A 10046-nucleotide genomic window follows, 5' to 3' on the forward strand; every position below is an offset into this window, starting at 1 on the left:
CTGGCCGCGCGGGTCCTCTGTCAGCGCCAGGTCTCGCGCCAGGCGATCCAGAGCTTGCGCACCGGTGTGAGGCTGAGCCGTTGGTCAACGACCTGGAAGGACAGGGCCTCGATCTCCCGGAGCAGGCTGGCGAGGATGCGTGCCCGTACCCGGGCGAAGGGGGGGAGGGCGCCGAAATGGGCGGACCGAGCCTGCAGGGCCTGGGCTTGGCGAGCGAGTTCTGGGAGCCACTCCACCAGGCGGGCGCGGTGCTGGCCTTCCCGGAGGGCGTCGGGGGTCAGGTGATGAGGGCCCAACAGGTCCAGCGGGATAGGCACCCGACCTTGGCGGGCCAGCCAGCCGCTGTCGCGAATGCGGTAGACCAGGGCGCAGAAGGCCCCGATGGCTCGCGCCGAGGTGAGGTGGTCTGGATCGGTGAGGCCATGGCACCCGGCCATGAGTTCGAACAGGGCCCCGAGATCGGCGTCGCAGGCGTGGACCAGGGCCGCCGAGTCCGGCAGGGGGCGGCGCCAGATTTCCGCTTCCACCTGATCGGCCATCTGGAAAAAAGGTTGGAGGGGCAAGGGGTGTCGGTTCGCTACCGTCTGCAGGGCCAGGCTTAAGGGGTGGCTGGGTCGGCCGTCGGCGAGCTTGTCCAGTTCCTCGCGCCACCACTGGAGCTTAAGCCTGGCAACGCCGGGATCCCTGACCTCAACCAGGATGGCGCGGACCTGATGGCGCCAGGCGGCGAGGATCGCCAGGTCATCACGTAGGCCAGGTGGCGAAAATCTCAGGCTGTAGTAAGTCGAGGAACCCAGGGGGGTGGCGGGGTTGGGGAAACGCCAGGAGGCGGGGCGATGGGTCACGAGGGTTCGTGGGTCGGAGGCGACCTGGTCCCTCCCGGCGGGGTTCGTATCACGAAAGGGTTCCGTCAAGGATCCGTCGCTCCCAGCATCAGCCATCCACTGGGCGCCGACATGCCGCAAGGTAATTGACGTCCAGGTCCCGGGCGTCGAGGCCATAGACACCCAGCAAGGGGTTGTAGGTCATCCCCGTGAGGTGGCTCAACTCCAGATGGGCAGCGCGTATCCAGCGCCCCAATTCCGAGGGCCTGATGAAGCGGGCATAGTCGTGGGTACCACGGGGTAGCCAGCGCAACAGGTATTCCGCGCCGATGATGGCCAAGAGGTAGGCTTTGGGGTTGCGGTTAAGGGTGGAGAAGAAGAGGTGCCCCCCAGGCTTGACCAAGCGGGCACAGGCGGCGATGACGGAGGCCGGGTCCGGTACGTGCTCCAGCATCTCCATGCAGGTGACGATGTCGAAGCAGGCCGGGCATTCCGCCGCCAGGGTTTCGGCGGCGACCTGGCGATAGTTCACCTCAACCCCGGTCTCCAGGGTGTGCAGTTCCGCGACCTTGAGGGGCAGCTCCCCCATATCGATACCGGTGACATGGGCCCCGCGGATGGCCATGCTTTCCGCCAGAATGCCACCGCCACAGCCGACATCCAGCACCTCCTTGCCCGCGAGGCCCGCGATCTGGTCCACATAGTCAAGCCGCAAGGGGTTAATCTCGTGCAGGGGCTTGAATTCACTGTGGGGATCCCACCAGCGGGCCGCCAAGGCTTCGAACTTACTGATTTCGGCGGGATCGACGTTGTGGATTGCAGCGCTCATGCGTTTGCCTCGGCCAGGATGGGTGGCGGGCCTCCCTGGCCGCCGGTCCCGTCATTGTAGGTGATCCCGGTCCTCAGGGCATGAAGGGGACGATCCCCGCCATGGGCCGGGCGAACTGGCTCATGTGCTCCCGCATCATGACCACCCCCCCGGTCATACCATGAATCCGGGAATCGAGGATGCCCATGGCATTGCGGACCAGTTCCATATTCTCTTCGACGCTGGCCATTTCCCCCGCCATGGCTTGGGTGTTGCCGCGGATCTGGGGCATGATGCGGGCCATGGAGTCCATGCGGGCGGCGATGGAATCCATGTGAATCATGTGATTGTCAAAGGATTCCATGTTCGCGGTGATGTCGCCCATGTCCGCATCCACGCCGATCAGGTGGTCGTGCATGGAGTACATATCCGCAATAATCTCGTTGAAGTCCTGGTAAAGGACCCGGGCGTGATAGACGTCGAAGGCGGCCCCCAGCAAGAGCAGCAGGGAGGTGGCGATAATGACGATATCGGTGATGCGGAAATGGCGATGGCGCTCGTCAAGATGGAGCTGGGTCGCGCGACCCAGGTCCTTGATAACCTCGATGACGGCCCGCCTGGGGTCTGCTACTCGCCGGCTTCTCATGCTCTGTCCCTCCTTGAGGGTCCGCTAGGGAAATGGAAAAATTTTGTTCATGTTTCGCATCGGCTTCGCCATGCGGCCCAATTCGATGCTCATAATCTGGACCTCGTTATTCATCAGGTCCATGTTGAACGAGACATTAGAGATATGGTTGCGGACGGTAGCGAGATAGTCATCGATGCCCGCCACGTTGGCGCGCATATCATTCATGTCCGTGAGGATGTTGCTCATCTCGACGTCCATGAGGGCGGTGCGTTGATCGACCGCCTCCAACAGGGCCACGCGACTCTCAATGGCGTTCATGTGGCCGCTGATGGCACTCATCTGCTGGCTCACCGAGATGAAGTGTTCCTTCATACCCCCGACGACGTTGGAGATGCGGGAGACCTGGGAGGTCAAGGTGAAGAGCAGGAGGGAGAGGGAGATCGAGATGGCGGCCAGGATGAAGGTGCCCGCCTGAATGCCGTAATTGAGGCGGGTACTGAGGCGGTTGGTGAGTTCGATTTCGCTAAGGATGATGCCCTCGAAGGTACTCAGGGCCCGCCGATACTGTTGCTGGAGGATGGCGTCGTCAACCGCCGTCCTGGATTTGATGTCTTCTTCCGTCATGGAGTCCTGCTCATCTCTTCTTATGGGGTTGGGGTGGATGACTGGACCCACCGCAATTTAATTAAATTCTAACGCTAAACGGACTGAATGCCCATGATTTCCCTATCGTTGATCGCGCTACTCGGTTTTTCAGGCACTTGTGGAAATCGTGAACTTGGCGGGTGACATCATTGTTGCAGGGTACGCCCGCCATCGACGGCGATGATCTGGCCGGTGATGTAGTCCGCCTCCCGCGCCAGAAAGGAGACGACCCGGGCGATGTCCGCGGGGGAGCCGGGTCGGCCCAGCGCGGTGCGGCTCAGTACCTCGGCCCTGACCGCCGGGCCCGGGCCCTCGCCCTCGGGCCAGAGGATGATGCCCGGCGCGATACCGTTGACCCGGATCTCGGGCCCCAATTCCCGGGCCAGGGCCTTGACCATCATGGCGTTGCCGGCTTTGGCGATAGAATAAACGGGATGATTCCTGTGGGGCCGTTCGGCATGGATATCGACCAGGTTGATGATGCAGCCGCCGCTGGCACGCAGGAGCGGCGCGGCGGCCTGGGCCAGAAAGAAGGGGCCCTTGAGGTTGGACGCCATCAGATCCTCCCATTGGTCCTCGTCAACCTGGTCGAAGGGCGTCGGATAGAAGCTGGAGGCATTGTTGACGAGGATGTCGAGCCGGCCACGAAAGCCCTGCACGCGGGCCATGAGGGCGGGGAAGGCCTGGCAGTCGCGCAGGTCGGCGCCTATCAACAAGACGGAGGAGGGGCGGCTCCTCTCCAGTTCCCGCCGCAGGGCCTCGGCGGCGGCGATGGAGTTGCGGTAATGGATGACGATGTCCGCCCCCTGGGCATGGAGGAGGCGGGCGATTTCGGCCCCGATGCGGTGGGCGGCCCCCGTGATCAGGGCGACCTTGTGGACCAGGGGTTGATGGTTGGGTTCGTGTGCCAAGGAGGGGTCTGCCTGTATCATAAGCCTCCCGCGATTTTAGCCGCTTCCGTGCCCCCCGATGCCTATTTCAGCCGAATCGATGACTTGCGCGGGCACTGACCCGGGGGCCAGAGAGGACCCGGTGGCGCAGGAACACAGCCTCCGCCTGGCGGACGTGATCCGCGCCGAGGCCCTGGCAAGAGGCGGGGCCTTGCCCTTTGACCGCTTCATGGAACTGGCCCTCTACGCCCCCGGACTGGGCTATTACGTCGCCGGGGCGCCTAAGTTTGGTCGGGGCGGGGATTTTGTGACCGCCCCCGCTATCTCGCCCCTCTTTGGCCTATGCCTGGCCCGTCAGTGTGGCGAAGTCCTGGCGGCCCTGGGCGGTGGCGACATCCTGGAACTGGGCGCCGGCGGCGGCGAATTGGCGGCGGATCTCCTTGATGGCCTCAAGACCGCGGCCTGTCTCCCCGGCCGCTACCTCATCCTGGAACCTGGCCCCGAGTTGCGCGAGCGTCAGCGGGACCTGCTCCGGGCGCGCCATCCGGATATGATGGACCGCATCCACTGGCTGGACGACCTGCCTCTCGGGTTTGCCGGCGTGCTGGTCGCCAACGAGGTTATGGACGCCCTGCCGGTGCATCGCTTCCAGGTTCGCGAGGAGGGCGCGGTTGCGGAAATCCTGGTCAAGCCCCGGGGCACTGGCTGGGAGGAGGTGGGCGCGGAGCCCGTTAGCCCCGGCCTGTCCGAGGCGGTTCACGCCCTCTGGGCCCAGGGCCTGGCGCGGGAGCCTGGCTATGCCTCCGAAATCAATCTGCGGCTGGGTCCCTGGATTCAAGCCCTGGCGGCGTCCATGGCCCGCGGCCTGCTGCTGCTGATCGACTATGGCTACGACCGCGCCGACTATTATCGGCCCGAGCGTGGCATGGGAACCCTGATGTGCCATTATCGCCACCAGGCCCATGGGGACCCCTATGTGAACCTGGGACTCCAGGATATCACGGCCCATGTGGATTTTACGGCGGCGGCCAACGCGGCGCGGATCGCGGGTCTGGCGGTCGCGGGTTTCGCGACCCAGGCGCATTTCCTGATCGCACTCGGCCTCGACGGTTTGCTGGCGGAACGCCTGAGCGGCGATTCGGCTACCGCCGAGGAGGAACTGAAGTGGCTGCTCGGGGCCAAGCAGTTGGTGCTGCCCAGCGCCATGGGTGAGCGCTTTCGGGTCTTGGGCCTCGCCAAGAACCTCGATCAGCCTTGGACGGGGTTCTCCCTAAGAGATTTGCGTGGCCGCTTGTGAGGGGCCAGGCGTCGGTGCTACTCGCTTTCGGCGAGCATGGAGCGGGATGGCCGCTCCCCAGAGGCCAGGTTGGCATGGGCGCGATTCATGCGCTTGGCCACCAGCTCCCCATAGTTCTGGGGGTCGTTAAAGCCGACGAGAGCGGGAGCTAGCAGTTCGCCTTCCGGGCTAAGGAAAAGCAGGGTCGGAGTGGCGAAGATCTCGTAGCGGTCCAGGAAGCGACGGGTACGGATGCGTTCCCCGTCGAAGTCCGTGACCTTGCCGCCCAGGTCCCGGGAGATCTCCTGGGTGACGGCCCCCCGTTCCAGGGTGCCACGCGTCGCGGGGGCTTCGAGGAATTCCTGACGCAGGCGTTCGCAGTAGCCGCAATCGGGACCCATGATCAGGACGGCGACGGGCAACCCACGTTCCCGTGCCTCTGCCCCGACTTTGGCCCAGTCGAAATGGTTTTCGGCGGCCACCGGGCCAGCCTGGGCTAACAGGGAGAAAATCAGAGCTTTGGCGAGTCGGGACAACATGACGGCGCGATTGACTTCGGGCAAAATTTAACTGCCAACGAGAATATATTATTTCGCTAATATAGGCAAATGTTAATGTTGCAGTGCGCAAAAAGGCCGGTCCTCCCATCGGTTGGGGTAGGGGTATCGGTAAGGGTGAACGGGAGATTCCATGACCTTGATTGAAATCCTGGCCTATCTGGTGACCGGGGTCTTTTCCGGCTTGCTGGCGGGTTTATTGGGACTGGGGGGTGGGGTACTGATCGTCCCCTCGCTGATCCTGGTTTTCGGCCATCTGGGCTTTACCCCGGAATGGATCGTGCATCTGGCGGTGGGCACGTCCCTGGCTACCATCATAGGCACCGGGGGCGCTTCGGCCCTGGCCCATCATCGGCGTGGCGCGGTGCGCTGGGATCTGGTCCGGAGGCTGGCGCCGGGGATAGTCCTGGGGGCCTGGGCGGGCGCGGCCCTTGCGGGCCTGTTGCCTCAGGCATGGCTCCAGCGCCTGTTCGGCGTCTTCCTGCTCTATGTCGGGGCGCGGATGCTGCTACCTCGGTCGGAGACGCCGAGGGTTACCGCGCCTGGCCTGCTAGGGCTGGCGACGGCGGGGGGTGGGATTGGCGCCCTCTCCGCCATCGTCGGTATAGGTGGCGGGACCCTGACGGTGCCCTACCTGGTCAAGACCGGCCTGACCATGCGCCAGGCCGTGGCATCCTCAAGCGCCTGTGGACTGCCCATCGCCTTGGCCGGGGCCATCGGTTTCATGGTCACGGGCTGGGGTAGGGAGGGGCTGCCCGCGATGAGCACGGGGTTCGTCTATTGGCCAGCGGTCCTGGGTATCCTGCTGACCAGCATGCCCATGGCGCCCCTGGGCGCCCGGCTGGCTCACAGCCTGCCGCTCCCCATCCTGACCCGCATCTTCGGGGTCCTGCTGTTGCTGGTGGCCGCCAGGTTGCTGTTGGGCTGATCAATCGGGTCCGGCTGGACCGCACTACCTGTCGGCCGTGGCGGGGGAGGGTAACGGGGGCGTCGGTTGATCCAACCACAGTCGCCGGTAGAGAAAATGGCCGCCATTCCTGTCTCGTAGCGCCAGTCGGCCATCGGACTCGGCGAAGTCAAAGGGGCTGATGTGGGCATTTTCCGGGTTGTACATGGCCAGGCGATCGCCGCTCAATTGCAGGTAGCCGTCCACATAGCCGCTGGAGCCGGGGTAGATGCGAAAACGGTTGCCCTGGACAATGAGAAGCTCGCCATTGCGGCCCTCCCAGACGCCATCCAATCGGGAGCCTGGGGACGAGGGCAGGGCCCCGCCGGAGGACTTCATGCCTTCGGTCATCTGCTTCATGACTTCGCCGCCCTTGCCCATGAGACCGGAAGGGTCGCCGCTGGGCGCTGGCCAGGACGAGGCACCGGGTATGCCCGTCATGCCGGGGATGGACAGGCCGCCTGGCATCCCGCCTAAGGGGACTAAAGGGGTGGTCATGGGTAGGCCGGGGCTGGTGGGAGGGTTGAGGAAGCCCATGGCCTCCATCATCCGCGACATGGCATCCGCCATGGCCGCCCGGGGAGCGGCGCCCGCGTCCTCGGCCAAGGCCTCGGTAGCGAAGAGCAGGGTGATCGCCAGGACCAGGGTTCCGATCGGGTGTTTGACCAGGACCTGGATCAGGGCCGGGATCCGGCCAGGGGATTGGATCATCCGGGGTAACATCTCGTTGCGGCCGAGTTGAGGGGCCTGGGTCATGGCTGAGACTCAGTGAATATAAAGCAGTCTAACAAAAGCGGACGAGCCTCGCCCCGGTCTTGACCCCTGCTGTTTCGACCTGGAGGAGGTATGATGCCAATCGATATTGTCACCAGGAAGACCCCCATGAGTCCGGAATTAACAGGCCTGTGTCACATGCTCCGCGCCGCCGCGCGTAGCGAGATCCTGCCCCGCTTTCAGCACCCGGATGCCAGGGCCAAGGCCGATGGCAGCCTGGTGACGGCGGCGGATGTGGGGACCCAGGCCTTTATCCTCGCCGAGTTGAGAGATCGCTTTCCTGGCGTGCCGGTGCTGGGCGAAGAAATGACGACCCAGGAGCAAGGGGCCCTGCTGGCTGGCGCCCAAGGCAATATCTGGTGTCTGGATCCCCTGGATGGCACCAGCAATTTCGCGGGTGGCTTTCCCTTTTTTGGGATCTCGCTGGCCCTGCTCGAAGGTGGGCAGGCTCGCTTGGGCCTGGTGCTGGACCCGGTCCGCGATGAGTGCTTTGCCGCCGAGCGGGGGGTAGGCGCCTGGCTGAATGGGCAGCCCCTGCAGGGGGCACCCGCCACTGATGCCCTCAAGGACGCCCTGGCCCTGGTGGATATCAAGCGCCTGCCGGCGGAATTGCTGATGCGCCTCGGTGGCGATGCCCCTTACCGCTCGCAGCGCAGTTTGGGCGCGGTCGCCCTCGAGTGGTGCTGGCTGGCGGCGGGGCGGGCGCAGCTCTATCTGCATGGCGGCCAACGGCTGTGGGATTGGGCCGCCGGGCGCCTCATCGCCAGCGAGGCGGAGGTCCAGAGCCTTCTCCTGAGCCCCGGGGGTAGCAAAGTCCCGGTTAATCTGTCGCTGGAGCCCTGCATGGCGGTGGCCGCCGCCAATCCGGCCTTGCTGGAGCAGTGGACCGCCTGGTTGCGTCTGGGGTCGGGCGAAAATGGCCTTTGATTCTGGCCGGCTGGGCCTCAGCTTGAGGACTCCGAAGGCCGCCCCCGTGCCGCCAATTCGCAACAAGAGACTGGACTAGACCCATGACCGACACGATTTCCAACTACGATATGCAAATTGGCAGCGGCATCGCCGCCTTCGAGGCCAAGCACTTCGCCCGCGCCTCGGGTCTGCTGTCTCCCCTGGCGGAGGCGGGCGACCCCCAGGCCCAATATCGCATGGCGATCATGGCCCAGAACGGCTTGGGCATGCATGAAAACCATGGCATGGCCTTTCGCTTCATGAAGGCCGCCGCCGAGGCGGGCATGGACATTGCCCAGCATGGCCTGGGCTTCATGTTCTTGGAAGGCGAATGTACCAAACAGGACCCCGTTCAGGCGGCGCACTGGTTTCGCCTGGCCGCCGAGCAGGGACTGGTAGGCTCCCAGACCACCCTGGCGATGCTGTACGAGGAGGGGCGGGGCGTGGAGAAGGATCCCGAAGAGGCCCGCAAATGGTATCGTCGGGCCGGTTTTGACGAGTTCTGAGGGATTTTCCGTTCGATTTCTTCTCACAACGACCCTGATGCATGCAGGTCGCTACCAGGCCAATTTCACCAAAGGCGGGCTCATGGTGTCCGAGAGCCGCCTCGTTGCCGATCTCTTACTGCAGGGTATCGACCCTGCGGGCTGGAAGCAGGCCATCGAGGTCGAGAATCGGCTGCGCAAGCGCTCGCTGACCACCGCATCGACCAAGGCGACCCTGATCCGTGCGCGGTTGCGGACCATGACCCCGGGCCTTTGGCGTCTGGTGCGTGACGGCGACAAGCCCGTGGCCACCCAAGCCGTCTTCGCCGCGACCCTCAAATACTCCCCCTTGCTGGGTGACTTTCTGGACCTGGTGATGCGGGATCTCTACCGGCGCTTCGAGGACCGGCTCAAGCCCGCGCATTGGGACCGCTATCTGGACGACTGTCACACCCGCGATCCCCGCATGCCCTACTGGGCCACGGGCACCCTGATCAGTTTGCGCTCCCGTGTCTTCGGCATCTTGACCGAGGTCGGTTATCTTTCCGACGCGCGCACCCGGACGCTGAAGCCGCTGATCATCTCGCCGGCGGTGGCGAGCGATCTCAAGACGCAGGGCGAGGATCGGATCCTGCGCTGCATGCAGGTGAACGCATGAGCCATGACTTTAACCAGCGCCTCGATCAGATCCTTGACTGCGTCATCGCTGATGATTTCCTCAAGGGTAAGGGACTCGGCAACGAAATCCCCTTCTATGCCTTCGACTATCCGCCCGAGCGGGAACTGGAGGTCCGCGCGCACCTGGCGTTTCTGTTGGCCCAGATCCCCAAGCGCCGACCGGAGCTGCGTCACGTCCATGTCAACCTGTTCGACCTGATCGTCCGCCACCTGAAAGTTCGCGGGTTTTACGAGAAGGCGCTGGACCTGCAGCACCAGAAGGGCGACGCGGCCTTGCTGAAAGTCCTCGCCGCGCCGCTGGATGCCGGCAAATTGGCCCAGGTTTTCGCCGAGGCGGTCCAGCCCGAGTCACAGGATCTGGTCCTCGTTTCGGGCGTTGGCAGCGCCTACCCGCTGCTGCGCACACACAACCTCTTGAACAACCTCCATCACCGCATGGGCAGCACCCCGCTCGTCATGTTCTACCCTGGAGTGTACGACGGACAATCGCTGCGGCTGTTCGGAACACTGCCCGACAAACCCTATTACCGTGCCTTTCGGCTCGTGACCTAAGGAACCGCCGTATGTTGATCAGGGAGCCTTCACCC

At 64.2% G+C, this 10046-nt stretch carries 13 protein-coding genes; 6 read left to right on the forward strand and 7 right to left on the reverse strand.

The genetic code is table 11. From position 1 onward, the window contains the following. Positions 1-20 precede the first annotated feature (20 nt). The 5 genes from IPN92_06800 to IPN92_06820 form a co-directional block, all read right to left on the reverse strand. Entirely contained in the window at positions 21-845 is an 825-nt protein-coding gene (locus IPN92_06800; protein ID MBK8637997.1) for a squalene/phytoene synthase family protein, read from the reverse strand. Between the two features lie 88 nt (positions 846-933). Next, positions 934-1653, reverse strand: coding sequence for a bifunctional 2-polyprenyl-6-hydroxyphenol methylase/3-demethylubiquinol 3-O-methyltransferase UbiG (gene ubiG / locus IPN92_06805; GenBank protein ID MBK8637998.1), 720 nt, complete (start codon positions 1651-1653; stop codon positions 934-936). A gap of 73 nt (positions 1654-1726) precedes the next feature. Next, on the reverse strand, positions 1727-2278 hold the full coding sequence (locus IPN92_06810) for a translation initiation factor 2 (GenBank protein MBK8637999.1): 552 nt from the start codon (positions 2276-2278) through the stop codon (positions 1727-1729). A gap of 24 nt (positions 2279-2302) precedes the next feature. Beyond that, the gene (locus IPN92_06815) at positions 2303-2884 is read right to left on the reverse strand and encodes a translation initiation factor 2 (GenBank protein MBK8638000.1); all 582 of its coding nucleotides are present in this window, start codon (positions 2882-2884) and stop codon (positions 2303-2305) included. A 167-nt stretch (positions 2885-3051) separates the two neighbouring features. Then, complete coding sequence (locus IPN92_06820; protein ID MBK8638001.1) at positions 3052-3837, reverse strand: pteridine reductase; 786 nt, start codon at positions 3835-3837, stop codon at positions 3052-3054. A gap of 58 nt (positions 3838-3895) precedes the next feature. Between IPN92_06820 and IPN92_06825 the strand changes: the two genes are divergently transcribed. Further along, positions 3896-5092: an SAM-dependent methyltransferase gene (locus tag IPN92_06825; protein MBK8638002.1), complete on the forward strand. Its 1197-nt coding sequence runs from the start codon at positions 3896-3898 to the stop codon at positions 5090-5092. A gap of 17 nt (positions 5093-5109) precedes the next feature. Here IPN92_06825 and IPN92_06830 read toward each other — a convergent pair whose 3' ends face one another. Continuing rightward, positions 5110-5634: a thioredoxin fold domain-containing protein gene (locus tag IPN92_06830; protein ID MBK8638003.1), complete on the reverse strand. Its 525-nt coding sequence runs from the start codon at positions 5632-5634 to the stop codon at positions 5110-5112. A 127-nt stretch (positions 5635-5761) separates the two neighbouring features. Between IPN92_06830 and IPN92_06835 the strand changes: the two genes are divergently transcribed. Then, the gene (locus IPN92_06835) at positions 5762-6556 is read left to right on the forward strand and encodes a sulfite exporter TauE/SafE family protein (GenBank protein MBK8638004.1); all 795 of its coding nucleotides are present in this window, start codon (positions 5762-5764) and stop codon (positions 6554-6556) included. 24 nt (positions 6557-6580) lie between these two features. On the opposite strand, the gene IPN92_06840 is transcribed toward IPN92_06835, so the two are convergent. Beyond that, positions 6581-7330 carry a hypothetical protein gene (locus IPN92_06840; protein ID MBK8638005.1) on the reverse strand — a complete coding sequence of 250 codons (750 nt, stop codon included), beginning with the start codon at positions 7328-7330 and terminating at the stop codon, positions 6581-6583. A gap of 126 nt (positions 7331-7456) precedes the next feature. Between IPN92_06840 and IPN92_06845 the strand changes: the two genes are divergently transcribed. The 4 genes from IPN92_06845 to IPN92_06860 all read left to right on the forward strand — a co-directional run bounded on the left by IPN92_06845 (position 7457) and on the right by IPN92_06860 (position 10011). Continuing rightward, positions 7457-8275 (forward strand): inositol monophosphatase family protein, encoded by an 819-nt coding sequence (locus IPN92_06845; GenBank protein MBK8638006.1) that lies wholly within the window; start codon positions 7457-7459, stop codon positions 8273-8275. 83 nt (positions 8276-8358) lie between these two features. Then, a complete protein-coding gene (locus tag IPN92_06850) occupies positions 8359-8802 on the forward strand; it encodes a sel1 repeat family protein (protein MBK8638007.1) in 444 nt (147 codons plus the stop codon). Positions 8803-8839: 37 nt separating this feature from the next. Further along, positions 8840-9439 (forward strand): DUF1819 family protein, encoded by a 600-nt coding sequence (locus IPN92_06855; GenBank protein MBK8638008.1) that lies wholly within the window; start codon positions 8840-8842, stop codon positions 9437-9439. After that, positions 9436-10011: a DUF1788 domain-containing protein gene (locus IPN92_06860; GenBank protein ID MBK8638009.1), complete on the forward strand. Its 576-nt coding sequence runs from the start codon at positions 9436-9438 to the stop codon at positions 10009-10011. Before IPN92_06855 ends, IPN92_06860 begins: the two co-directional genes overlap by 4 nt. The last annotated feature ends 35 nt before the right edge of the window (positions 10012-10046 follow it).

The sequence above is a fragment of the Chromatiaceae bacterium genome, from assembly GCA_016714645.1.
GTDB lineage: Bacteria > Pseudomonadota > Gammaproteobacteria > Chromatiales > Chromatiaceae > M0108.

Excerpts from the sequence above, each read along its gene's own strand:
- IPN92_06820 (MBK8638001.1), bottom strand. The coding sequence starts at position 3,837 with ATGATACAGGCAGACCCCTCCTTGGCACACGAACCCAACCATCAACCC.
- IPN92_06835 (MBK8638004.1), top strand. The coding sequence starts at position 5,762 with ATGACCTTGATTGAAATCCTGGCCTATCTGGTGACCGGGGTCTTTTCC.
- IPN92_06860 (MBK8638009.1), top strand. The coding sequence starts at position 9,436 with ATGAGCCATGACTTTAACCAGCGCCTCGATCAGATCCTTGACTGCGTC.
- IPN92_06840 (MBK8638005.1), bottom strand. The coding sequence starts at position 7,330 with ATGACCCAGGCCCCTCAACTCGGCCGCAACGAGATGTTACCCCGGATG.
- IPN92_06845 (MBK8638006.1), top strand. The coding sequence starts at position 7,457 with ATGAGTCCGGAATTAACAGGCCTGTGTCACATGCTCCGCGCCGCCGCG.
- ubiG (MBK8637998.1), bottom strand. The coding sequence starts at position 1,653 with ATGAGCGCTGCAATCCACAACGTCGATCCCGCCGAAATCAGTAAGTTC.
- IPN92_06850 (MBK8638007.1), top strand. The coding sequence starts at position 8,359 with ATGACCGACACGATTTCCAACTACGATATGCAAATTGGCAGCGGCATC.
- IPN92_06810 (MBK8637999.1), bottom strand. The coding sequence starts at position 2,278 with ATGAGAAGCCGGCGAGTAGCAGACCCCAGGCGGGCCGTCATCGAGGTT.
- IPN92_06815 (MBK8638000.1), bottom strand. The coding sequence starts at position 2,884 with ATGACGGAAGAAGACATCAAATCCAGGACGGCGGTTGACGACGCCATC.
- IPN92_06825 (MBK8638002.1), top strand. The coding sequence starts at position 3,896 with ATGACTTGCGCGGGCACTGACCCGGGGGCCAGAGAGGACCCGGTGGCG.
- IPN92_06855 (MBK8638008.1), top strand. The coding sequence starts at position 8,840 with ATGCATGCAGGTCGCTACCAGGCCAATTTCACCAAAGGCGGGCTCATG.